The 23306-nt window shown below is 70.1% G+C and carries 24 protein-coding genes; 9 read left to right on the top strand and 15 right to left on the bottom strand.

What is annotated here, in order from left to right; genetic code table 11:
- Nucleotides 1-2 precede the first annotated feature (2 nt).
- A complete protein-coding gene (locus tag E1294_RS27135; protein WP_132512883.1) occupies nt 3-2225 on the bottom strand; it encodes an ATP-binding SpoIIE family protein phosphatase in 2223 nt (740 codons plus the stop codon).
- Nucleotides 2226-2348: 123 nt separating this feature from the next.
- A complete protein-coding gene (locus E1294_RS27130) occupies nt 2349-3053 on the bottom strand; it encodes an iron-dependent transcriptional repressor DtxR (protein ID WP_132512881.1) in 705 nt (234 codons plus the stop codon).
- Between the two features lie 108 nt (nt 3054-3161).
- Between E1294_RS27130 and E1294_RS27125 the strand changes: the two genes are divergently transcribed.
- On the top strand, nt 3162-3773 hold the full coding sequence (locus E1294_RS27125) for a UdgX family uracil-DNA binding protein (RefSeq protein ID WP_132512879.1): 612 nt from the start codon (nt 3162-3164) through the stop codon (nt 3771-3773).
- Here E1294_RS27125 and E1294_RS27120 read toward each other — a convergent pair.
- Together E1294_RS27120 and pdxH are read right to left on the bottom strand one after the other, a co-directional pair.
- The gene (locus E1294_RS27120; RefSeq protein ID WP_246083309.1) at nt 3770-5026 is read right to left on the bottom strand and encodes an MFS transporter; all 1257 of its coding nucleotides are present in this window, start codon (nt 5024-5026) and stop codon (nt 3770-3772) included. The two genes, E1294_RS27125 and E1294_RS27120, sit on opposite strands and share 4 nt — an antisense overlap.
- Nucleotides 5027-5036: 10 nt before the next feature.
- Nucleotides 5037-5690: a pyridoxamine 5'-phosphate oxidase gene (gene pdxH / locus E1294_RS27115; RefSeq protein ID WP_132512877.1), complete on the bottom strand. Its 654-nt coding sequence runs from the start codon at nt 5688-5690 to the stop codon at nt 5037-5039.
- Nucleotides 5691-5942: 252 nt separating this feature from the next.
- On the opposite strand from pdxH, the gene E1294_RS27110 reads away from it, so the two are divergent.
- Nucleotides 5943-7049 carry a citrate synthase 2 gene (locus E1294_RS27110; RefSeq protein ID WP_132512875.1) on the top strand — a complete coding sequence of 369 codons (1107 nt, stop codon included), beginning with the start codon at nt 5943-5945 and terminating at the stop codon, nt 7047-7049.
- Between the two features lie 48 nt (nt 7050-7097).
- Here E1294_RS27110 and E1294_RS27105 read toward each other — a convergent pair whose 3' ends face one another.
- A complete protein-coding gene (locus tag E1294_RS27105) occupies nt 7098-9422 on the bottom strand; it encodes a type 1 periplasmic-binding domain-containing protein (protein ID WP_132512873.1) in 2325 nt (774 codons plus the stop codon).
- 127 nt (nt 9423-9549) lie between these two features.
- Between E1294_RS27105 and serC the strand changes: the two genes are divergently transcribed.
- The gene (serC, locus tag E1294_RS27100; protein WP_132512871.1) at nt 9550-10671 is read left to right on the top strand and encodes a phosphoserine transaminase; all 1122 of its coding nucleotides are present in this window, start codon (nt 9550-9552) and stop codon (nt 10669-10671) included.
- A 67-nt stretch (nt 10672-10738) separates the two neighbouring features.
- Here serC and E1294_RS27095 read toward each other — a convergent pair whose 3' ends face one another.
- From E1294_RS27095 to E1294_RS27060, 8 genes are all read right to left on the bottom strand, one after another.
- The gene (locus E1294_RS27095) at nt 10739-11362 is read right to left on the bottom strand and encodes a rhomboid family intramembrane serine protease (RefSeq protein ID WP_132512869.1); all 624 of its coding nucleotides are present in this window, start codon (nt 11360-11362) and stop codon (nt 10739-10741) included.
- A gap of 105 nt (nt 11363-11467) precedes the next feature.
- Entirely contained in the window at nt 11468-12232 is a 765-nt protein-coding gene (locus E1294_RS27090) for a crotonase/enoyl-CoA hydratase family protein (RefSeq protein WP_132512867.1), read from the bottom strand.
- A gap of 18 nt (nt 12233-12250) precedes the next feature.
- The gene (locus tag E1294_RS27085) at nt 12251-13024 is read right to left on the bottom strand and encodes an SDR family NAD(P)-dependent oxidoreductase (protein WP_132512865.1); all 774 of its coding nucleotides are present in this window, start codon (nt 13022-13024) and stop codon (nt 12251-12253) included.
- A 47-nt stretch (nt 13025-13071) separates the two neighbouring features.
- Nucleotides 13072-13410 carry an STAS domain-containing protein gene (locus tag E1294_RS27080; protein WP_132512863.1) on the bottom strand — a complete coding sequence of 113 codons (339 nt, stop codon included), beginning with the start codon at nt 13408-13410 and terminating at the stop codon, nt 13072-13074.
- Nucleotides 13411-13514: 104 nt separating this feature from the next.
- On the bottom strand, nt 13515-14252 hold the full coding sequence (locus tag E1294_RS27075; protein ID WP_132512930.1) for an energy-coupling factor ABC transporter ATP-binding protein: 738 nt from the start codon (nt 14250-14252) through the stop codon (nt 13515-13517).
- Nucleotides 14246-15001, bottom strand: coding sequence for a cobalt ECF transporter T component CbiQ (gene cbiQ / locus E1294_RS27070; protein WP_132512861.1), 756 nt, complete (start codon nt 14999-15001; stop codon nt 14246-14248). Before cbiQ ends, E1294_RS27075 begins: the two co-directional genes overlap by 7 nt.
- 3 nt (nt 15002-15004) lie before the next feature.
- Nucleotides 15005-16009: an energy-coupling factor ABC transporter permease gene (locus tag E1294_RS27065; RefSeq protein ID WP_132512859.1), complete on the bottom strand. Its 1005-nt coding sequence runs from the start codon at nt 16007-16009 to the stop codon at nt 15005-15007.
- A gap of 80 nt (nt 16010-16089) precedes the next feature.
- The gene (locus E1294_RS27060) at nt 16090-17898 is read right to left on the bottom strand and encodes a glycosyltransferase family 2 protein (protein WP_132512857.1); all 1809 of its coding nucleotides are present in this window, start codon (nt 17896-17898) and stop codon (nt 16090-16092) included.
- Nucleotides 17899-18216: 318 nt separating this feature from the next.
- Between E1294_RS27060 and E1294_RS27055 the strand changes: the two genes are divergently transcribed.
- Nucleotides 18217-18576 carry a hypothetical protein gene (locus E1294_RS27055; protein ID WP_132512855.1) on the top strand — a complete coding sequence of 120 codons (360 nt, stop codon included), beginning with the start codon at nt 18217-18219 and terminating at the stop codon, nt 18574-18576.
- A gap of 17 nt (nt 18577-18593) precedes the next feature.
- Nucleotides 18594-18959 (top strand): ClpX C4-type zinc finger protein, encoded by a 366-nt coding sequence (locus E1294_RS58215; protein WP_132512853.1) that lies wholly within the window; start codon nt 18594-18596, stop codon nt 18957-18959.
- A 224-nt stretch (nt 18960-19183) separates the two neighbouring features.
- Here E1294_RS58215 and E1294_RS27045 read toward each other — a convergent pair whose 3' ends face one another.
- Nucleotides 19184-19765, bottom strand: coding sequence for a CGNR zinc finger domain-containing protein (locus E1294_RS27045; protein ID WP_132512851.1), 582 nt, complete (start codon nt 19763-19765; stop codon nt 19184-19186).
- Nucleotides 19766-19837: 72 nt separating this feature from the next.
- On the opposite strand from E1294_RS27045, the gene E1294_RS27040 reads away from it, so the two are divergent.
- A complete protein-coding gene (locus E1294_RS27040) occupies nt 19838-20593 on the top strand; it encodes a class I SAM-dependent methyltransferase (protein ID WP_132512849.1) in 756 nt (251 codons plus the stop codon).
- On the opposite strand, the gene E1294_RS27035 is transcribed toward E1294_RS27040, so the two are convergent.
- Nucleotides 20590-20790, bottom strand: coding sequence for a hypothetical protein (locus E1294_RS27035; protein ID WP_132512847.1), 201 nt, complete (start codon nt 20788-20790; stop codon nt 20590-20592). The genes E1294_RS27040 and E1294_RS27035 overlap by 4 nt on opposite strands.
- Before the next feature lie 274 nt (nt 20791-21064).
- On the opposite strand from E1294_RS27035, the gene E1294_RS27030 reads away from it, so the two are divergent.
- The 3 genes from E1294_RS27030 to E1294_RS27020 all read left to right on the top strand — a co-directional run bounded on the left by E1294_RS27030 (nt 21065) and on the right by E1294_RS27020 (nt 23285).
- Nucleotides 21065-21550, top strand: a complete 486-nt coding sequence (locus E1294_RS27030) for a hypothetical protein (RefSeq protein ID WP_132512845.1) — start codon at nt 21065-21067, stop codon at nt 21548-21550.
- A 155-nt stretch (nt 21551-21705) separates the two neighbouring features.
- Nucleotides 21706-22788 (top strand): NAD(P)H-dependent amine dehydrogenase family protein, encoded by a 1083-nt coding sequence (locus E1294_RS27025; protein WP_132512843.1) that lies wholly within the window; start codon nt 21706-21708, stop codon nt 22786-22788.
- A complete protein-coding gene (locus E1294_RS27020) occupies nt 22785-23285 on the top strand; it encodes a carboxymuconolactone decarboxylase family protein (RefSeq protein WP_132512841.1) in 501 nt (166 codons plus the stop codon). The genes E1294_RS27025 and E1294_RS27020 overlap by 4 nt, the downstream gene beginning before the upstream one ends.
- Nucleotides 23286-23306 lie beyond the last annotated feature (21 nt).

The following is a 23306-nucleotide window of genomic DNA, read 5'->3' as shown; positions in this document are numbered from 1 at the left end:
ACTCACCTGCTGCGTGTGGGAATCTCGAACCAGACGGCTTTGCCTTCCCTGGTAGGTCGCGACCCCCAGCGTCTGGCCAGCTGATCGACCAGGTAAAGGCCGCGCCCGCCCTCGTCGTTCTCGCCCGCGCTGCGGATGCGGGGCAGGCGGAGGTCCTGGTCGAACACCTCGACCCAGACCGACTCCTCGCCCCTGCGCAGCCGCAGCGTGAACTCCTTGTCGCCGACCACCTCGTCATCGAGGCCCGGCACGTCCCACGACTCCTCGAACGGCAGCGGCGGGCCCTCCACGACCAGCTCCCTGCGGGGCACACTGGAGGTGGCGGCGTGCAGCACGACGTTGGTCACGACCTCGGAGACGAGCAGACAGGCCAGCTCAGCGCGCTCCTCCGGTACGTTCCAGCCCGCGAACGCCTCCGACGCCATGCGCCGCGCCTCGCCCACCATGATGGGCTGGGCGGGGAACGTGCGCTCCTCGACATCGAGATCGACGTCGCTGGAGCGGACCACGAGGATCGCCATGTCGTCGTCGATCTCGCCGGGCACCGCGACCGTGGCGACGTCGGCGATGCGCTCGGCCTCGGCTCCGGACATCTTGGTCAGCGCCTCGCAGAGCACCCCGAGCGTCTCTTCCTCGCTCGGCGGACGCCCGTCGCGGCCGGGCCGGCGGTCGACGAGGCCGTCGGTGTAGAGGAGCAGCGCCGCGCCCGGCGGGAGCGTGCGGGTCTCCTCCTTGTAGACCAGGTCGGCGTGCAGGCCCTTGGCGCGCACCCCGAGCGGCTGGCCGACCTCCTCGATGTCGAGCTCCACGCACTGGCCGTCCACGAGCAGCAGCGGCGGCGCGTGGCCGGCGTTGGCGAAGGACAGCTGGCGCGACCAGGCGTCGTAGACGAGGTATTGGCAGGTCACGATGGGCGGGATGCTGATGTCGGCGCCGTTGTCGTCCTGCTCGGGCGTGGCGATGATGCGGGTCCACTCGTCGAGCCTGGCCAGGATGTCGGCGGGCGACTTGTCGTCTTGCGCGAACGCCCGCAGGGCGGCCCTGAGCTGCCCCATGACGGCCGCCGCCTTGGCGCCCCTGCCCTCGACGTCGCCGATCACGATGCCGACGCGGCCGGCCGACAGCGGGATCACGTCGTACCAGTCACCGCCCACCTGGGTCTGGATGCCCTGCCCGTGGGAGGCCAGCGGGGCGGCGGGGTAGTAGCGCACCGCGATCTGCAGGCCGTCGAGCTGCGGCAGCGCCCTGGGCAGCAGGTGTTTCTGGAACGACTCCGCGGTGTGGCGCTCCTCCTCGAACAGCAGCGCGTTGTCGATCGCGAGCGCGACCCTGGTGGCGATGGCGCCCACGAAGTCACGGTCGAAGGCGTCGTAGTGAGGGCTGCGCCGGTCGGTCAGGTTGGACAGGCCGAGGTACATCAGCCCCAGCGTCTCGCCGCGCACCAGCAGAGGGGCGACGATGGCCGAGGTCATGCCGATCTCGCCGCACAGCCGCGCGCTGCTCTCGGTGGGGGCGGGGAAACTGCTGTTGGAGAAGTCTTCGACCAGGATGGTCTCCTGGCGGCGCAGTGCGGTGTCGGCGTAGTGGCCGGAGGGGTAGCGGATCTCCGCGCCCACCGGCTTCCATGTGCCCAACGGGGGCGCCCACCCCTGCACGTGCTGCGAGACCCGGCGGACGAGCCGATCGCCCTCTGTCAACTCGATGAAGCAGTGGTCGGCGAACTGCGGGACCAGCATCTCGGCCACGCGCTTGAGCGTCTCTTCGACGTAGAGGGAGCCGGCCAGCCGCTCGCCGATGCGCTCCAGCAGCCCGAACCGGTCCTTCTCGCGCTCGTTGCTGCGCAGCGCCTCGCGGGCGAGGATGACGATGCCCGTCACCGAGCCCGAGTCGTGGCGCAGCGGCACGGCCTGGGCGCGGACGTAGACGATGGTGCCGTCGCCGCGCCGGACGTCGAACGTGCCCTCCCACACGCCGCCCTTGAGCACGTGCTTGGCCAGCTCGATGGCGAGCGGGTGGTCCTTCTCCATGATCCCGAGGGACAGGACGGAGATGTCACGCGCCGACGTCGCGACCGTGTGGCCGAAGAGTCTTTCGGCGAACGGGTTCCAGTAGAGCAAGTTGCTGAAACGGTCGGTGACGACCACCGCCATCTCAGCATGGTCGAGCACGGACCCGGCGCCAAGGTGATCAGCCGTTTCCTGTGACAGATCCCCCCATCGCTTCATCCGGCGACCACTCCTCGGGGTGGCGTGTCTGCAAAGCGGACCACGGGCGCTCCTGCAACAGTCTTGGCCAGGGGAGAGTGGAGGGCCTCCCAGATGGGATTCAACCAAGCAGCCGCGCGCGCGTCAGCGCTTGGAGACAAAAACGTGCGCGGCGACATCACGCGGAAGCTCCGCGGGAGTGTCGTCACTGTCACCGTCACCTGTCACCCGCACACCATCGTCGCTCGCCGCGAGCGTCACCTCGCGTCCGGGTTGTATCCCAACTTGCTTGAGTTTAAGCATCACAGCGGGATCGCTTTGCACTTGTTCGCTAATTCGGCGGATGACGACGGGCGTCTCCCTGGCCCCCGCCACATCGCACATCGTGGTCAGCGCGCTGTCACCGGACTCGGCCGCCTCTCTGGCGCCCAGCTCGGCGAGCCCGGGGATGGGGTTGCCGTGCGGGCAGACGGTGGGATTGTCGAGCAACGTCACCAGACGCGACTCCACGGACTCCGACATGACGTGCTCCCAGCGGCACGCCTCGATGTGCACCTCTTCCCACGGGAGCCCGATCACCTGGGTGAGCAGGCACTCCGCGAGGCGGTGCTTGCGCATCACCCGGGTGGCCAGCGTGCGCCCCAGCTCGGTCATGGACAGGTGCCGGTCGCCCTCGACGCGGACGAGGCCGTCACGCTCCATGCGCGCGACGGTCTGGCTCACGGTGGGGCCGCTCTGCTGGAGGCGCTCCGCGATGCGAGCGCGGAGCGGGACGATGCCCTCCTCCTCGAGCTCGTAAATCGTGCGGAGATACATCTCCGTGGTGTCGATCAGGCCGTGTGCGGTCAAGGCAGTCCTCCCAACTGAATGCTACGCCGGTCGTGGCGGGGACTGGGCCCGTCCGCAGCGGGCACAGGAGTCACGAGAAGCCTATTGGGAGAACGACCGACGATGGTTATGGACGGCAACACTGGAGCGGCCCGGTTCCTTCCCGAGCGGCTCGAACTCGACGCTCTGAGTAGGGCCGCGGCCCGCTGCGAGGGCTGCGACCTCCACCGCGCCGCCACCCAGACCGTGTTCGGCGAGGGGCCGAGGCAGGCGGCCTTCATGCTGGTCGGCGAGCAGCCGGGCGACCAGGAGGACCGGCAGGGGCACCCGTTCGTGGGCCCGGCGGGCCGCGTCCTGGACAGAGGCCTGCAAGAGGCCGGGATCGCGCGGGACTCCGTATACCTCACCAACGCCGTCAAACACTTCTCTTTCACGCCGAGGGGCAAGCGGCGGATCCACCAGAAGCCGACGGCCGCCGAGATCGACGCGTGCCGGCCGTGGCTCGACGCCGAGCTGGCCGTGGTGCGGCCCAGGGTGGTCGTGGTGCTCGGCGCGACGGCGGCCAGGGCGCTGCTGGGGCGGGAGTTCCGGGTGACCAGGCACCGGGGCGAGCCGGTGCCGCTCGGCGACGCGCTCGCGGTGGCCACCGTGCATCCGTCGTCGGTGCTGCGCGCGCCCGACAGGGATGACGCGTACGAGGGTTTCCTGGCGGACCTGCGGGCCGCGGCCGGCGCCGCCTAACCGGTGTCCTGGGCCGTCTGATGGGCGCGGAAGTTCCTGAAGCCCGCCACCGACAGCCCGACGACCAGCACGGTCACCATGCAGGCTATGCCGCCGCCCACCCAGGCGCCGCCCAGCCCGAACGCCGTCGCGGTGGCCCCGGCCCGCAGGTCGCCCAGCCGCGGCCCGCCGGCCACCACCACCATGAACGCGCCCTGCAGCCGCCCCCGCATCTCGTCGGGCGCGTACAGCTGCAGGATGGACTGCCGCCACACCGACGAGATCACGTCGGCCACCCCTCCGATGGCCATGAACGTGACCAGGAGCCAGAGCTCGTGCACGAGCCCGGCGGCCGCGACGGCCAGCCCCCATACGGCGATGACGACGACGAGGGCCACCCCCTGCCGCGAGACCCTGCCCACCCAGCCGGAGAACAGCGCGCCTGCGACGGACCCGATGGCCATGGCCGAGGTCATCCAGCCGAGCGCGATCATGGAGCCGCCGAACCGGTCGGCGGTCAGCTCGGGGAAGAGAGCCCGCGGCATGGCGAACACCATCGCGATGATGTCGACGACGAACGACATCAGCAGCACCGGGCTCCTGGCGATGAAGCTGAGGCCCTCCAGGACGGCCCTGGCACCTGGACGGGTCACTTCGCCCAGAGGAGGCAGTGAGGGCAGCCTGAGCGCCGCGTAGAGGCCAGCTGTGAACAGCAGGGCGTCGACCGCGTACGCCGCGGCGAACCCTCCCGCCGCCAGCATCACCGCGCCGACCATCGGGCCCACCACCGCGCCGATGCTGTACACCAGCGAGTTGAGCGCGTTGGCCGCCGGCACCAGCTCGCGGTCGAGGATCCGGGGGATGATCGCTCCCCTGGTCGGCCCGGTGATCGCGACCCCGGTGGCGTTGACCGCGACCGCGGCGAAGATGAGCCAGATGTCGCGCAGGCCGAGCAGCGCCTGCAGGAGGATGAGCAGGGTCGCCGCCCAGGCGATGACCGAGCCGACGATGAGCACCTTGCGCCGGTCGACGGCGTCGGCCACCGCCCCGCCCCACAGGCCGAAGACGATCAGCGGCACGAGGTTGGCCATGCCGAGCAGCCCCACCCAGAACGAGGAGTGGGTCAGCTCCCACACCTGCTGGCCGACGGCCACGACGGTCGCGCCGACGCCGATGTGCGAGACGGTCTGGCCGAGCCAGATCCGCCGGTAGGCCGGCACACCCAGCGGCCGGGTGTCCACCACATGACGTTTGACCAGCTCCCCGAATGCCACTCAGGGAACTTTAAGGGGCCAGTCTCTCCAGAACCCATCCGGGTCGCGTGCGCCGGTAGCGGAGCCGGTCGTGCATCCGGTCGAGCTGCCCCTGCCAGAACTCCACCTCCACCGGGGCCACCCGGAAACCTCCCCAGAAGTCGGGCACCGGCGGATCCTCCGGCCAGCGTGCCGCCAGTTCCTCGTAGCGGGCGTCCAGGTCCTCCCTGGTGCGCACGACCGCCGACTGCCGCGAGGCCCAGGCGCCGATGCGCGATCCGTAAGGGCGGGATCGGAAGTATTCGGCCGACTCCTCGTGCGGGATCCGGGTCACGGCGCCCTCGACCCGCACCTGGCGGCGGATGGGATGCCAGGGGAACAGCAGGGACGCGCGGGCGTTCTCGGCCAGGTCGCGGCCCTTGCGGGACTCGTAGTTGGTGTAGAAGACGAATCCGCGTTCGTCGTAGCCCTTCAGCAGGACCGTCCTGGCGCTCGGGCGGCCGCCCGCGGAGGCGGTGGCCAGGATCATCGCGTTGGGCTCGGGCAGCCCGGCGTCGAGCGCGTCCTGGAACCAGACGGTGAACTGCGCGATCGGGTCGGGCGCGACATCGGACTCGAGCAGCGGCTCGCCTTCGTACGTGCGGCGTAGCCCAGCCAGCACGGGCGGGCGCGGGGTGGCATCCACAAGACGACATTCTTGCGCGCTCGTGTGGAGGATCCCACACGACCCTCCCACCAGCGGGTTTGGCCTTATGGCGGGTCCCGAGACCGACTGTGAGCTGGGAGGGGGTTAAATTGACCCGCCGGTATCTCGACATCAACAGAGCGGAAGAGCTCGGGGCGACAGAGCGAGGCCACGAAGCCAACGAGCCCCGAAGCGGCCGCGACCGTAAGCAGAGCATTGCCGTGACATGGCAAGAAAGGGAGGCGGCCGAGCATGTCCGACTTCAAACCCGGCCTCGAAGGCGTCGTGGCTTTCGAAACCGAGATCGCGGAACCGGACAAAGAAGGGGGCGCCCTTCGTTACAGGGGCGTCGACATCGAGGACCTGGTTGGCCGTGTCCCGTTCGGGCACGTTTGGGGCCTGCTGGTCGACAACAAGTTCCAGCCGGGTCTGCCGCCGGCGGAGCCCTATCCCATTCCCGTCCACTCGGGTGACATCCGCGTGGACGTCCAGAGCGCGCTGGCCATGCTGGCTCCCGCCTACGGCTTCAAGCCTCTGCTCGACGTCAGCGACCAGGAGGCACGCGACCAGCTCGCCCGCGCCTCCGTGATGGCACTCTCCTTCGTCGCGCAGTCCGCGCGCGGCCTGGGCCTGCCGATGGTGCCGCAGAGCCGGGTCGACGAGGCCAAGACCATCGTCGAGCGTTTCATGATCCGCTGGCGCGGTGAGCCTGATCCCAAGCACGTCAAGGCCATCGACGCTTACTGGACCTCGGCGGCCGAGCACGGCATGAACGCTTCCACGTTCACCGCCCGCGTCATCGCCTCCACCGGCGCGGACGTGGCCGCCGCGCTCTCCGGCGCGGTCGGCGCCATGTCGGGCCCGCTGCACGGCGGCGCTCCGGCCCGCGTGCTGCACATGATCGAGGGCGTCGAGCAGCTCGGCGACGCCAAGAAGTACGTCCAGAGCGAGCTCGACAAGGGCAACCGGCTCATGGGCTTCGGCCACCGCGTCTACCGCGCCGAGGACCCGCGCGCCCGCGTGCTGCGCCGCACCGCCCAGGAGCTGGACGCCCCCCGCTACGAGGTCGCCGTGGCGCTGGAGCAGGCCGCGCTCGACGAGCTGCACGCGCGCAAACCCGACCGGGTGCTCGCCACCAACGTGGAATATTGGGCGGCCGTGGTGCTGGACTTCGCCGAGGTGCCCTCCCACATGTTCACCTCGATGTTCACCTGCGCCCGCACGGCCGGCTGGGCCGCGCACATCCTGGAGCAGAAGAAGACGGGCCGGCTCGTCCGCCCGAGCGCCACCTACACGGGGCCCTCGTCGCGCCCACTCGGCGACGTCCCGGGCAGCGACGAGGTGGTCGGCAACTACTGACCATGGTCCGTACGGCTGCCGCACCGATCGCGGCAGCCGTACGTCGGATCACTTGTCGGGCAGGCCCGCGCACAAGGGATCCTTCGTGGGCGGTTCGTTCGTGTCCAGCCGGCCGCAGCGCTTCATCTGCAGCTTGCTGACGAACGCGGTGGCCGACGAGCGCGGCCACAACGCCCGGTGCGCCAGCGCCAGGTAGTAGACCTCGGCCTGCTTCGTGTTCGCGATCTCGTCACCGTGGTCGGACACCACCTTGACGACGTCGTCGCCCGCGATCACCTTCACCTCGCCGCAGGCGTTGCCCTCGACGGCCGTCAGGAAGGCGCGGAACTCGGCCGCGCGCCCCGCGTAGACGAGGACGTCGGGATCGAGGCCGCACGCCTTCCCCGCGGCCGAGGAGATGCCGCCCTGCTGGACCGTGTACGAGATCCGCTCCACGTCGGCGCCCTCGTCCGTCAGGGCCTTCGCGAAGTCGTCCGCCAGGTTCAGCGTGTACACGTCGCCCTGCGATCGGTCCTCGACGATGACCGCGATCGGTTCGCCCACGTCCGGCACAAGGGTCCGCCGGGCGAACCGGGCCCCCAACGTCGCCTGGCGGACGTTGGTCGGCCCCACCTGGAAGTAGTAAGGGGAGGGCTCGCCCGGCTGGTCGGGCAGCCCGGGGTTGCTGATGTAGCCGAACCGGTCCGCCGTCGCCGTGCTCGACACCATCGGGATCTTCGCCAGGTGCAGCTCCCTGATCGCCTCGCTGATGCCCGCCACGCTGCGCGGCAGGCCCACCACCCCCATCACGTCCCGGTTCTGCTCCGCCATGTCGATGATGAGCTGGGCCGTCCTGCGCCCGTGGTCGAAGTTGTCGCCCGCGTTCGCGATCAGTACGCGTAACCGGGGGGTGCTGGTGACCGTACGCTGATATTCCTCGACCGCGGCGAGCTCGGAGACCGCGGCGGCGAGCCGGGTGTCGTCCTGCGCGGTCTTCTTGATGGTGAACTCTCCGAACAGGACCACGCTGATGTACCGGCGGGACTCGATCGCGTAGCGGTTGTTCTCGTCGATCTTCTTGACCAGCTTCTTCACGTCGCCCTCGAACAGGGTCTCGGGCGTGTCCCTCTTCGCGTTGACGATGCCGACGCACTCGTCCTCGATCCGCTCGACCCACAGCAGGCCGCCGCAATGCCCGGCCCTGTCGCGCTGGATCACGTAGACGAGCGAGAGCGGGACGATCACCAGCAGCGCCATCACCGTCCAGTAGGCCATGGCCCGCCTGCGGCGCGGCGGCGACGGATCGTCCTGCGGCTCCGCGGGCAGGGCCGCCGCCTCGACGGTCAGCCGCAGCTCGGGAACGCCCAGCCTGGCCACCTTGCGCCACTGCGCGACCGCCTCTTCCAGGTCGCGCAGCGGCTTCGGCGCCGCCTGCGCCGGGGGCACGCCGCCAGGCACGGCCGCCAGCACGAGCATCGGCACGAACAGGCCGGTCTTCTTGGTGATCTCCTCCATCAGCCGCAGGAACCGCGCGTTGGTGCCGTCGGGATCGGTGATCTGGAGGACCAGGAGGCAGTATTGGCCCCTGCCCCAGCTCGGCCACGGAATGATCCACTTCTTGTACGCCTCGTGCAGGTCCTGCATCAGGGCGTGGACCAGCAGCTCCTCGATGTCGTCGTCCGGCGCGGCCGCCAGGCGCAGCGCGTATTGGGGCAGCCGCTCGAACCGCCGCCTCTTCAGGCTGGGCTCGCTGCTGAACCAGCCGGTGAAGAGCGAGCCCCTGATCGACAACACGCCCTGTGCCGCGGTGCCGCCCAGGGCCACCAGGAGGCCGAGCAGCCAGGGGACGACCCCGACCAGGTCGGCGGCGCCACCGGCCCACCAGACGGCCAGAGTGCCCACCGGCACCCAGGTCGTGGCGGCGCGCGCCAGGAAGTCGGCCGACGTCTTGACGTCGTCGCCGCCACCACCGGCCATGCCGCGCCGCCAGTCCTTCAGCCGCTTCTTGTAGGCCTGGTAGTCGGTGTGCGACTGCGGGTCGGGGACGCGGCCGTCCGGCCTCTCCCGTGTCCACAACACGAACTGGACGAGCGGGAAACGCGGCGGCGGCAGCAGCGACCCGCCCACCGGCTTGCCCAGCCGGCCACGGTCCGCGTGGGTCTTTCCGGTGTGGTCGTCGTCGCCCGCCAGCGAGCTCACCAGGTCGAGGACCGACTCGTGCGCGCCGTCCGTGACGCGGGCGTAGGGCACGGCGGTCTCGAACGGCTTGGCGAGCCGGTCGACCGCCGCGAGCGCCTGCTCGCCGACCACCAGCACGGTCGGCAGGGGCGGATCGGCGCGCAGGAGCGCATGCCGGCGGATCAACCTTTCGATGACACTGCGCAGATCGGCCATCTGGGCGCTCCTCCAGCCGGTGCCGTCTTCGTGCTCAGCTAACGAATGATCAATGAAAGGGGTTCATCATGTCTCACTATCCGGGCCCCGGTCCAGGCATTCTCCGGCGCTCGGTAGGCTCCACTACGTGGCTGACATCGTGATTCCCGCTGACATCAAGCCCGCCGACGGCCGCTTCGGCTGCGGCCCTTCGAAGGTTCGCACCGAGCAGCTGGCCGCGCTCGCCGCCTCCGGCGCGAGCCTCATGGGCACCTCACACCGCCAGAAGCCGGTCAAGGGCCTCGTCGGCCGCGTACGCTCCGGGCTCGCCGACCTGTTCTCGCTGCCCGAGGGCTACCAGGTCGTGCTCGGCAACGGCGGCACCACCGCGTTCTGGGACATCGCCGCCTTCGGGCTGATCCGCGACCGGTCGCAACACCTGTCGTTCGGTGAGTTCTCCTCGAAGTTCGCCGCCGTCACGAAGAAGGCGCCCTGGCTGAGCGAGGCGAGCGTCATCACCTCCGAGGTCGGCACCCACCCCGCCGCGGTCGCCGAGGACGGCGTCGACGCCTACGCGCTCACCCACAACGAGACCTCGACCGGCGTCGCGATGTCGCTCTCGGGGTCGACAAAGCGCGTGGACTCCGGCGACGCGCTGGTGCTCGTCGACGCCACCTCCGGCGCCGGCGGCCTGCCCGTCGACCTGGCCGAGACCGACGTCTACTACTTCGCGCCGCAGAAGAGCTTCGCCTCCGACGGCGGCCTGTGGATCGCGATCATGTCGCCGCGCGCTCTGGCCAGGGTCGAGGAGATCGCCGCTTCCGGCCGCTACGTGCCGGAGTTCTTCAGCCTGCCGGTCGCGATCGACAACTCCGCGAAAGACCAGACCTACAACACCCCGGCCGTGGCCACGCTGTTCCTGCTGGCCGAGCAGCTCGACTGGATGAACGGCAACGGCGGCCTGGCCTGGACCACCGCCCGCACGGCCGACTCCAGCTCGCGTCTTTACACGTGGGCGGAGAAGTCGTCCTACGCCACGCCGTTCGCCGCCCCCGAGTTCCGCTCGCAGGTGGTCGGCACGATCGACTTCTCCGACGACGTCGACGCCGCCGCCGTGGCCAAGGTGCTGCGCGCCAACGGCATCGTCGACACCGAGCCCTACCGCAAGCTCGGCCGCAACCAGCTGCGCATCGCGATGTTCCCGGCCATCGACCCGGCCGACATCGAGGCGCTGACGGCCTGCGTCGACCACGTCGTCGAGCGCCTCTAGCCCGCGCCGCGCCCACACCGCCGCGCCCGCCCTCCTGGCCTGCTCGCCCAGGAGGGCCGAGGCGTCGTCAGTAGGGGCTCGCGGCGATCTCGCGCTTGCGGCGCAGCACCCAGGCGGCCACCACACCGCCGACCAGGCCGAACAGGTGGCCCTGCCAGGAGATGCCCGGCTGGTTGGGCAGCAGGCCGGCCAGGATGCCCCAGTAGGCGACACCCACGCCGATCGCGATGGCGAGATCGACCAGCCTGCGGTCGATCACACCGCGCGCCAGGATGAAGCCGAAATAACCGAACACCAGGCCGCTGGCCCCGATCGTGACCACGCCGGGGCTGGTCACCCAGGTGCCCAGGCCGCCGATCAGAATGATCAGCAGGCTGGCCCAGAGAAACTTGCGGACGTCGCGCAGCCCGGCCAGGAAGCCGAGGATCAGCAAGGGCAGCGAGTTGGCCATGAGGTGGCCGAAGCCGCCGTGCAGGAACGGCGCGAGCAGGATGCCGACCAGGCCGTCAGGGTCCCAGCCGACGATGCCGTACTGGTCGAGCGAGCCGTTGAGGACGACGTCGACGCCCTCAAGGATCCACATCGCGGCGAGCAGGGCGACCATGATGATCAGCATGCTCAGCGCCCCGGACAGGAGAGCGCCGGCACCGCGTCTGGCCGAATCGAATCGTGAACCCGAATAGTCGCTCATGCGCCTCTCCCGGAGTCGTTGCCCTCTTTCTTTACCGTAACCAGGAAGAGCTACGCGCGCGTTAAAGATGCCCCTCCCGTCCCCTGGGCAGCGGGAGGGGCGCGGCTATTCGCCCTTCCACTGGGGCGCGCGCTTCTCCGCGAAGGCGGCGGCGCCCTCCATGGCGTCCTTCGAGCCGAACACCGGGTTGATGATCGCGCCCTGCTTCTTGAACATCTCCTCGCGCGGCCAGTCCTGCGACTCGATGATCACCTGCTTGGTCGCGGCGAGTGCCAGCGGGGCGTTGCCGGCGACCTTGCCGGCGAGTTCGAGCGCGCCCTCCAGCGCCGCGCCGGGCTCGGTGATGCGGTTGACCAGGCCGAGCTCGTACAGGCGGGAGGCCGGGTAGTGGTCGCCGGTCAGGGCGATCTCCATGGCCACGTGGTAGGGGATCCTGCGAGGCAGGCGCATGATGCCGCCCGCGCCGGCGACCAGCCCGCGCTTGGGCTCGGGCAGCCCGAACGTGGCCGCCGAGGACGCCACGATGAGGTCGCACGCCAGCGCCATCTCGAACCCGCCCGCGAGCGCGTAGCCCTCGACCGCGGCCACCAGCGGCTTCTTCGGCGGCGACTCGGTCAGCCCGCCGAACCCGCGCCCCTCCACCACGGGGAGGTCGCCGGTGAGGAACCCTTTCAGGTCCATCCCCGCGCAGAAGGTGCCGCCGGCACCGGTCAACACGTACGCCGAAATTTCAGGACGAGCGTCCAGCTCGTCCAGGGCGGCCGCGATCCCCCGCGCCACCGTCCCGTTGACGGCGTTGCGCGCCTTCGGCCGGTTGATCGTGAGGATCGCGACGTTCCCGAACTCCTCGACGAGCACTTCGTCAGACATGACAACCCTTCCGACGGGTTACTTGGGCTGGAAGCGGATGCCGCCGTCGAAGCGGATGACCTCGGCGTTCATGTAGTCGTTCGCGATCAACGACCGCACGAGGTGCGCGAACTCGTCGGCCCGGCCCATACGCTTGGGGAACACCACCGGCGCCACCAGCTTGGCCTTGAACTCCTCGGCGTTGTCGTTGAAGCCGTAGATGGGCGTGTCGATGATGCCGGGGCAGATCGTGTTGACGCGGACGCCGATCGCCGCCAGGTCACGTGCGGCGGGCACCGTCATGCCCACGATGCCGCCCTTGGAGGCCGAGTATGCCAGCTGCCCGGTCTGCCCCTCGAGCGCCGCCACGGAGGCCGTGTTGATCACCACGCCGCGCTGCCCGTCGGCGTCGGCCGGCTCGGTCTTGGCGACGGCGGCGGCGCCGATGCGCATGAGGTTGAACGTGCCGATCAGGTTGACCTCGATGACCTTGCGGTAGGAGGCCGGGTTGTGCGGGTTGCCGTCGCGGTTGACCGTGCGCTCCGCCCAGCCGATGCCGGCGCTGTTGACGATGACGCGCAGCGGCTTGCCGGTCGCCACGGCGGCGTCCACGGCCGCCTGCACCTGGGCGTCGTCCGACACGTCGGTCCTGGCGAAGACGCCGCCGATCTCGTCGGCGACCGCCTTGCCGCGCTCCTCGTTGAGGTCGGCGACGACCACGGTCGCGCCGGCCCGGGCCAGCTCGCGGGCGGTGGCCTCGCCGAGGCCGCTGGCGCCGCCGGAGATGATTGCTGCAGATCCGTTCACGTCCATATCCCGGACCCTAACGCGCCGACCGAATGAAGTTCTACTCGGGGCGGCTAAATCTCGCCCACAGCGCTGTCGACGTCGGCGTACACCTTGATCCGCCGGTCTAGGCCGGTCGTGCGGAGGATGCGCGCCACCGGCGCCTGCGGCGCCGCAAGGGACACGCCGCCGCCCTCCCCCGTCGCCAGCCGCCATGCCTCGATCAGCACCGACAGGCCGCTCGAATCCATGAACGACAGCTGCTGCAGGTCGAGCACGAGCCTGGCGCCGTCCTGTTTGATGGCGTCACGCACCTCATCGCGCAGAAACGGCGCGGTGAACAAGTCGAGCTCACCCTCAACGGCCACCACCACGGCATCACCCAGGGCGTGTCGTGCAAGCCGCAGCTTCATTTGGCCCCTCCTCGATGAGCCACTGTACTTCGACATCCCCGGAGAGCGGGCATGCACAAACTACGAAGAGCCGGATGCAGGCGGGCTTCGTCCGTCAAACCGGCTCACAAGACCGGGATGGCGAAGCCGTACGGAAGCTCCAGGCGGTGCCTGGCCAGCAGTTCGGCGTCGGAGAGCAGCGTACGCGTGGGGCCGTCGGCGGCGATCACCCCGTCGGAGAGGATGAGCGCGCGCTCGCACAACTCCAGCGCGTACGGCAGGTCGTGCGTGACCATGAACACCGTCACGTCCAGGGAGCGCAGGATCTCCGCCAGCTCCCTGCGGGCGGCCGGGTCGAGGTTGGACGAGGGCTCGTCGAGAACGAGGATCTCCGGCTCCATGGCGAGCACCGTCGCGACCGCCACCCGGCGCCGCTGCCCGAACGACAGGTGGTGCGGCGGCCGGTCGGCGGCGTCCAGCATGCCGACCCGTTCCAGCGCGTCCTTGACCACGCGGTCGAGGTCTTCGCCCCGCAGGCCCGCGTTCGCCGGGCCGAACGCCACGTCGTCCCTGACCGTGGGCATGAAGAGCTGGTCGTCCGGGTCCTGGAACACCAGGCCGACGCGCTGCCTGACCTCGGAGAGGGTGTCTTTGCGTACGGGGGTGCCCGCCACGGTGACGCTGCCGTGGCCGGCGGTGAGAATGCCGTTGAGGTGCATGACGAGCGTGGTCTTGCCGGCGCCGTTGGGACCGAGCAGGGCCACCCGCTCGCCACGGGCGATCGACAGGTCGACGCCGAACAACGCCTGCGTGCCGTCGGGGTAGGCATAGGCGAGTTGCCTGACTTCCAGAGAGTTCACCAGGTCAGTCCCAACACTGCGAGGGCCGCGGCGGGCAGGGCGAGTGCCGTGCCCCACTGGCCTACAGATGCCGAAATATCACGAATCATCGGCATCCGCCCCGAGTATCCCCGGCTGAGCATCGCGAGATGCACCCGCTCCCCCCGTTCATACGACCGGATGAACAGCGCCCCGGCAGATCGGGCAACCACCGGGATCTGCCGGAGATTTCGCGCCTCGAACCCGCGAGACTCCCGCGCCACCCGCATCCGCCGCATCTCATCCATGATCACGTCCAGGTACCTCAGCATGAACATGGCGATCTGCACCATCAGGGTCGGCAACCTGAGCCGCTGCGCCCCGATCAGCACCTCCCGCGGCTCGGTGGTGGCCGCCAGCAGGACCGAGGTGGCCACCCCGAGCGTCGCCTTGGCCAGGATGTTCCAGGCCGCCCAGAGCCCGGGCACGCTCAGCGAGAGCCCCAGCACCGTGATCCGCTCGCCCAGCCCGATGACCGGAATGAGGAGGGCGAACAGCACGAAGGGCACCTCGATCACCATCCGCCGCGCCATGTGCGCCACCGGCACCCGCGCGGCCAGCGCGACACCGCCGAGCAGCGCCGCGTAGGCCGCGAAGGCCCAGAACCGCTCGCGCGGCGTGGCCACCACGACGAGGGCGAAGGCGAGGAGCGCCAGCAGCTTGCACTGCGGCGGCAGCCGGTGCACCATCGAGCCACCTGGCAGGTAGAGCTGGTGATGATGCCCGGCCCCCATGTGTCACGCCTTGGTCTCGTTACGGCTCCGCGCGGCGTAGGCCACCGCCCCGGTGAGAACCAGCACCAGGCCGACGCCGATGATGCCGGCGACGCCGACGGGGATGCCGCCCACCTCACCGTAGTCGGCCAGCGCCCACGAGCCGAACGGGTGGTCGGCCGCCTGGTCGATGAAGCCCTTGTCCTCGGCGACCGCCTCCAGCCCGTCAGGCGAGGAGGAGGCGAAGAACGACACGAGCCCGGCCAGCACGAGCGTCACGCCGGCGCCGCCGAGCAGGAACGGCCTGAGCGCGCCAGGGGCCGCAGGGGCCGGCTCGGGCTCGCCCACGGTGGTGCCTGCGCCGTCGGCTCCGCGCAGGATCAGCGGCTTGGCCAGGCCGCCGGCGCCGTACACGAGGTCGGGCCGCACGGCGAGCACAGCGCCGACGGTCGCGGCGGTGATCAGGCCCTCGCCGATGCCGATCAGCAGGTGCACGCCGCCCATCGCGACGGCCACCGTGCCCACGTCGATCGGCGCGGTCCCGCCGATCCAGAACAGCAGCGTGAACGCCAGCGCGGAGACCGGCACGGAAACCAGCGCGGCCAGGAACGCGGCCACCACCACCTGGCCCCTGGCCAGCCCCGTGACGAGCCTGAAGACGCCCCAGCCGACCAGCACGGTGACGATGCCCATGAGAGTGACGTTGGCGCCGAGCGCGGTCAGTCCTCCGTCGGCGAAGAACACCCCCTGCACGAGCAGGACCACGGTCATGCACAACACGCCCGTATAGGGCCCGACGAGGATCGCTGCCAGCGCACCGCCCAGCAGGTGGCCGCTGATGCCCGCGGCGACGGGGAAGTTGAGCATCTGGACGGCGAAGACGAATGCGGCGACGAGCCCGGCCATGGGCGCGGTCCTGTCGTCGAGCTCGCGCCGTGCCCCCCGCAGGCAGACCGCGACCCCCGCGGCCGCCACGACTCCGGCCGAGATCGATGTCACCGCGTTGAAGAAGCCATCGGGTACGTGCACAGCGCTGCCTCCCTTAACGGGTGGGACCGACGAACGTTCCCACTTTAGGACATTGCCTTGCACCTGCACATAGATGGCAATTAGCGAAGGACCCTTCTGATGACCGCCCGGGCCGTCAGCCGCCGCACCACCGTGCTCAACCGCCCCCGCGTCGCGTACGGCCGCACGCTCCTGAGCAGGGCCGCCCACCACCATCGGCGCGGCCCCGCGACCGTGCCCGCGCCCGCCTCGATCTTGAACCGCGCGGCCGGCCCGCCCAGGTCGAGCTCCAGGTACGCGTCCCAGGTGCCCGGCGGAAGCCGGCCCACCGCCAGCCCGGCCGCGAACCCGCCCCCGGGCAGCGCTATAACCGGCTCCGCCCGCTCGCGCCCGCTGCGCCGCTCCCGCCAGACGATCCGCCGGATCGCCGCGGCCTCGGGCGCGGTGTCGACGACGCTGATCTCACCGTCGATGAGCAGCCGCTGCCGCAGGCCCCACCGCGTCCTGATGAGCCTCGCGCCGCCCGGCACGGCGACCACGTGGCCGCCGACGTCGATGCTGAGGTTGCCGTTGTCCCTGGTGAAGTAGGGCAGGACCACGACGCCGCCGATCATCCGGGGCATCGGCCGGTTGACGCCGGTCTCGCGGTCGGCGCCCAGCCGGCCGAACCGCAGCGCGCCCTCGACCTCGACCGCCACCCGCAGGTCCCAGATCCCGGAGGCGAGCGCGGACACGTCCACCCGCACGGTGAACTCGCCGCCCTTGCGCTCGGCGGGGATGACCACCTCGGCGGCCGGGTCGTGCCGCGAGCGCAGCACCACGGCCAGACCGTGGTCCCTCGCGATGCCGTGCAGCCCGGCGGAGCCCGTCACCACCAGATGGTCGCCGTCCCAGCACACCCCGGTCAGCCGGCGTCGCACGGTGGCGCTCTCGATGCGGGCCAGGCGCACGAGGCGGTCGATGTCGTCGAGCGCGGTCGCCCGCTGCCGGTCGATGCTGTTGAGCCGCTCGTGCACGCCCGGCGTGTACCACTCGTCACAGAGCGCCGCCACCTCGCGCGCGATGTCCTTGCGCCGCACGTCGTCGCTCTCCAGGAACACGGCTCCGAGCTGGGTGAACACGTCGAGCCTGAAGTGCCTGCGGAGCAGGTGGTCACGGAGCGGGCCCGGCTCGACGTGCTCGGTCATGAGCCGGATCGGCTCCCTGATCATGGCCAGCCAGGCGAGCGGATCTCTGCTGCCCGCCTGCTGCATGATGCTGGTGCCGTCGGGCCTGGCCATCAGGTGGTAGCAGTCATAGTCGGCCACCACGGAGATCACCTCGGCGTGGCAGTAGGCGTGGACGGTGAAGAGGATGTCCTCGCCGACGCGCATGCCCTCCCCGAACCTGATCCGGTGGCGTTCGAGCATGTCCCTTCTGAAGAGCTTGAAGCAGCACAGGCTGTTGTAGACGCACCCGTCGCCCAGCTCCACCCGGTCGGCGCTCTGCTGGAACATCGACACGGGCGCCCTCCGGCCGTGCCCCACGATCTTGCCGAGCACGACGTCGGAGTCGTTCCTGTCGGCCATGGCGACCATGCGTTCCAGCGCCTCGGGGCCGAGGTGGTCGTCGGCGTCGCAGAAGAAGACGTACCGGCCGGTGGCGTGCTCAAGCCCGACGTTGCGCGGCCGGCCCGCGCCGCCGCTGCCGCCGATGTGGACCACCTTGACGCTGGACGGGTGGTAGGCGGCGTAGAGGTCGAGGAGCTCGCCGCTGCCGTCGGTGGAGCCGTCGTCGACGACGATCACCTCCTTCTTCACCCGCTGGACGAGCGCCGCGGTGAGGCACCGGTCGAGGTAGGCCCGGCAGTTGTGCACCGGGATGACGACGCTGACGTCAACCGCGTCGCCGCCGTTCTCCGAAACCGACATCACCACTACCTCACGTTGCGCCGCCGTTCGATTTCAGTATGTGACGAACGGCCATGCCCGCGTGGGGCGATCGGAGGTCTTCAACGCCGTCTTTTGCTTACACCGGAGGTTTGCGGCATTTCTCCAATAAGTGCCAGTAAAGGCCGCCAAATACCTCATTCACCCCGCACCGAATCCCATTCAGGGACGAGGTTTTCCCTCCGAGGGGAAGAAACCTCTCCGCGGGGAGCATTGAGACACCCCCCGCCGGCGCGAGTGATCCTCTCAGCGGGGTTGCGCGTCTACAGTTAGGCATCCTTGACCGGGAGGTGGCGTGACATGGCATCAGATCTCCGCAGGCGCACGGGCCACGGTTCGGCCGTGCACGCCGCAGAGTTCATCGTCTCCTCGGCTCGGCTGGGAGAGCTGCACGAATGCTCGGCCCTGCTCCGCCGCACGAGGATGCGGGCGGCGGAAATCGTGGACGAGGCCCGCACACTGCTCGCCGAGGCCGAGCAGCACGGCCACGCCGACCGCGTTCGCGCCCTGCGCGAGCAGCTCGACCAGGCGCGCCGGTCGTACTCCAAGGTGCTGGACGCGTACGTGACGATCTGCGGCAAGATCACCGAGGAGCGGCAGGCCATCATCCGGGCACAGGTCGAACTGGATCGCCGGTCAGGCTTGTCAGGGGTTGCCTGACGAGCTATCGTCAGGCCATGCCTGACTGGAAGGACAAGGTCCGCTGCTCGTTCTGCCACAAGAAGAGCGCGGACGTGCGCAAGGTCATCGCCGGCCCTGGCGTGCACATCTGCGACGAGTGCGTCAGCCTGTGCAACGACATCATCGAGCAGGACCGCCGCGAGCCGTCATCCGAGCCGCGGCTCCCCCTGTGGGAGTCCATGACCGACGAGCAGATCCTCGGCCATCTCCCCAAGATCGCCGCCGTGCAGGCACAGGTCGACGACAACCTGCGCGACTGGGTGGCCCACCTGCGCACCAGGGACGTCAGCTGGGAGCGCATCGGCACGTCGCTCGGCATGACCCGCCAGTCGGCGTGGGAACGTTTCAGGAGCGAGACATAACGGGGTGAACCATCGTGACGCGCCGGGCGTCTCATCAACAGGGAGGCCCGCCATGCGCGTCCTCGGCGGTCTCGCGGCGCATCGTGGCGCTGCACGAAGAGGCGGAACGGCCGGCCTCCGGATGAACGGGCTCCAGCTCCCCGGCCGCCCCGGGGAGCTGGAGCAGGGGGCCGCCCCCACCTTTCCTGCACGACCTTTCCCGTACGCCGGTCAGCGCCGGCGCCTCAACCCGTCCTGCCCCTGGCTCTGAAGGCCGCCGTCTTGACGCGGTTCTGGCAGGCCGTGGAGCAGAACCTGCGGGTGCCGTTGCGCGACACGTCCACGTAGACGCGGTCACAGTGGGGCGCGGTGCAGACGCCGAGGCGGTCGGCGAACTCACCGCCCAGCACGATCGCGAGGCCCGTGGCGCAGCTCGCCGCCCAGTTGTCGGCCAGGGTGTCACGGTGGCCGTGGAAGTGCAGGTGCCACGGCTCCCCGTCGTGCTTGTCCAGGACCGGTCGGGCGCCGGTCTCCGCCAGCAGCGCGTTGACCCGCGTGGCCGCGCTGTCGATGTCGTCCGCAGCGACGGCGGCGAAGACCGCGCGCAGGCGGGCCGCGACCTCGGCCAGCGCGGCGCCGTCAGCGGCGGTGACCTCGCGGTGGGCCGGATGGGCCGCCGGATAGACCGTACGCAGGGCCTCGACCGCGGCGGCCGCGGGGTCGGCCGGCGCGGGGCAGGGACGTCCCCGTCGCTCGCCGGGGGTCAGGGCGTTGACGAGCGCCACCGTGACCCGGACCACCGCATCCGTGTGACTGTTGTAATCCAATTGACCGGTTACACCTTCGCGAGTTAACGTGTGACTACTCAAAGCTTAGACGACGGTTACAAGGAGATGTTCATGCTCACCCACGATGCCGCGATGGAGTGGATGGTGCGCTGGGACCGCCAGCAGGAGGGCTACCTTCCCGACCGGGAGGAGCGGTTCACGGTGCTGATCGACGCCGTGGAGGCGTTGGGGCGGCCCGACCCGGTGGTCATCGACCTCGGCTGCGGCCCCGGCTCGTTGTCGGCACGGTTGCTGGAACGGCTGCCCGAGGCCCGGATCGTCTGCGTCGACGCCGATCCGCTGCTGATCGGGCTGGGGCGGGCCGCGTACCCGGGGTTGCGGTTCGTGTCCGCGGACTTGCGCAGGGGCGGCTGGACGGAGTTGCTCGACCTCGACCGGCCCGCCGACGCCGCGGTCAGCACGACGGCGCTGCACTGGATCTCCGGCCCCGAGCTGAAGAACGTCTACACGGAGCTGGCGACCGTGCTGCGCTCCGGCGGGCTGCTGCTCAACGGCGACCACATGGACACCGACGACGCCACGCCGGCGCTGTCCCGCCTGGAGCGCGCCGTGCACGAGCGCGAGACCGAACGGGCCTTCGGCAGGAACCGGCCGGAGGGCTGGCGGGCCTGGTGGGACGCGATCGAGGCCGACCCCGCCCTCGCCGAGCTCAACGAGGCCCGCACCACCGCCGGGGCCGACCACCACGGCTCGGAGTCCCGCCTCCTGTCAGATCATGTCAAGGCCCTCGAAGAGGCGGGCTTCACGGAGATCGGCACGCTCTGGCAGCGCGGCAACAACCGGCTGCTGTGCGGCGTACGCGGCTAGTTCATGATCCGGTGCAGCAGCCCGACGAGGCCGAAGGCCGTGGCGACACCCGCCCCGGCCCACCCGGACAGGCCGCCGACGGTCAGCCCGCCCAGGAAGGCGGTGATCAGGATCAGCACCCAGCGTTGCGGGATGCGCTCCGGCTCGCGGGCCGGAGCGGGGTCTTCCGGCTGAGGGCGCCTTCTGGATAATCTCATGGACAGCGGTTTCCTTTCATGACACGTGTGGACTGACACCGCGAGAGCGGCCTTTCTGGGAGCACAGAGAGGCCGCTCGTTTGCATTCACGAGAGTGACACAAGATTCGCCTGAGGTGTGGCGCTTTTTCTCCTCAAATTGGCATACGCGCGGGTCGCAGGTAGAGAATTCTTCTACGTGGATGTGGGGACGTAGCACGTCAAGGCACTCAAGCGATACCGCAGGTTCCCCACGCTTTTGCATTTTTCGCACGACCTGCCGCAGGATGCCACGCATGAAGGAAATCACCGAAGAACTGGCGAAGGTGCTGATCCCCGAGCCGGTCAAGGACGAGCACGAGGAGCCCGACGACCACGCGGCACGCGCGAAGAGCGCGAGCGAGGCGAGGAACGCCCTGGTCGGGGAGCTCATGATGGCGGCTGGAGCATCGCCGGCCGAGGATCCGGTGCTGGCGCGACTCGGGGAACTCGCCGCACAGAAGCGCGAGATACAACGACAAATACGACTTATCACAGCATATGCACGCGAATTCGTACGGCCAGAGCCGTACCGGCTGCGGGCGCTCGCCGAGGCGGCCGGAATGTCGATCTCCACCATCCGCACCATCTATGACACGGAAGACAAGATTGCCGTCGCTACGCGAATCGGGAGAAAAGACGTGAAGAATACCGTTCGCCCCGTCGTCGGCGAACAATGGCGACGGCTTCCCGCCCGCCACACGCCCGGCGACGCGACCCCGCCCGTGACCCCCAGCCCGTGAACAGGCGTTGTTGTCATCGGATCGTCCAGCTGTCTCCATAAGACCTGGCGTGCGGGACGATGCTCCGGCCCGCCAGCCCCACCCACGCGGAGCACCTCTGCCGCAGGGTGAAGTGAGCCCTATACACCTAACCAAGCGCTTGCTACGCTCCGCCCATGACGTCCACGATCGTCTGGGGCACCGGCAACATCGGCCGCGCTGCCATCCGGGCCGTCGCGGCCCACCCGACGCTCAAGCTCGTGGCCGTGCTCGTCCACGACCCCGCCAAGATCGGCCGTGACGCGGGCGACCTCGCCGGGCTCGGTCACGATCTGGGCGTCACGGCGACCGGCGACATCGACGCCGTGCTGGCGGCCCGCCCCAGGGCCGTGGTGTACGCGGCCTCCGGCGACCTCCGTCCCGGCGACGCCCTGGCCGACATCGTCAAGGCCGTCCGGGTCGGCGCCGTGGTCGTCACTCCGTCCCTGTACGCGCTCTACGACCAGCGCAACGCCCCGCCGGAGTTGCGCGAGCCCGTGCTGGCCGCCATCGCCGGCGGAGGAGGCTCGCTGTTCGTCTCCGGCGTCGACCCCGGCTGGGGCAACGACGTGCTGCCGCTGCTCCTCAGCGGGCTCGCCACCACCGTCGACGTGGTCCGCTGCCAGGAGATCTTCGACTACTCCACCTACGACCAGCCCGACGCCGTCCGCCACCTGGTCGGCATGGGCCATCCCCTGGACTACGAGCCGCCGATGATCGCGCCCACCGTGCCGGCCATGGTGTGGGGCGGCCAGGTACGGCTCATGGCCAGGGCGCTCGGCGTCGAGCTCGACGAGATCCGCGAGACCCTGGACCGCCGCCCCCTCGACACCACGGTGACCACGAGGACCATGGGCGACTTCGAGGCGGGCACCCAGGGCGCGGTCCGCTTCGAGGTGCAGGGCGTCGTCGGTGGCGTGCCCCGCATCGTCGTCGAGCACGTCACCCGCATCCACCCCTCCTGCGCGCCGGACTGGCCGGTCGCGCCCGACGGCGTCGGGGCGCACCGCGTGATCATCGAGGGGCGCCCGCGCATCGAGGTCACGATCGAGGTTACCGACGAGGACGGCAACCGCTCCGCGGGCGGCAACGCCACCGCGGCCGGCCGGCTGGTGGGCGCCATCGACTGGCTCGTGACCGCCGAACCCGGGCTCTACGACGCGCTCGACGTGCCGCTGCGGCCCGCCCCCGCCGGCAAGCTGGGAAGGAGACGGCCTTGAAGATCGACATTCCGGAGGGCAAGGACGCGATCGAGTACGTGTGGGGCGAGATGGTGCCCGGCATCGGGATGGCCGCCACGAAGTTCTCGCTGGCGGTCTACGCCCACACGACGCTAGGGCTGCGCGAGTTCGAGGCGGCACGGCTGCGGATCGCGCAGATCAACGGGTGCGCCTTCTGCCTCGACTGGCGGACGGTCCGGGACGGCGAGCGGGTGGAGGAGGAGTTCGCCGACGCGGTCAGCGAGTGGCGCACCACCGGCGCCTTCGACGACCGCACCCGCCTGGCCGCCGAGTACGCCGAACGCTACGCCCTCGACCACCACGGCCTCGACGACGCGTTCTGGACGCGGATGACCGCGCACTACAGCCAGCTGGAGATCGTCGAGCTGACCATGTGCCTGGGCTCCTGGCTGGCGTTCGGCCGCCTCAACCACGTCCTCGGGCTCGACACCGTGTGCACCCTGCCCAGCGGCCGCACGCCCGCCGCCGGCCGGTAGCCGCACAGCCCGCCCCGGCCC

The sequence above is a fragment of the Nonomuraea diastatica genome (assembly GCF_004349015.1).
In the GTDB taxonomy this organism is placed as follows: domain Bacteria; phylum Actinomycetota; class Actinomycetes; order Streptosporangiales; family Streptosporangiaceae; genus Nonomuraea; species Nonomuraea diastatica.
Note: the sequence above shows the minus strand (reverse complement) of the source record. Positions and strands in the feature narration are given on the sequence as shown.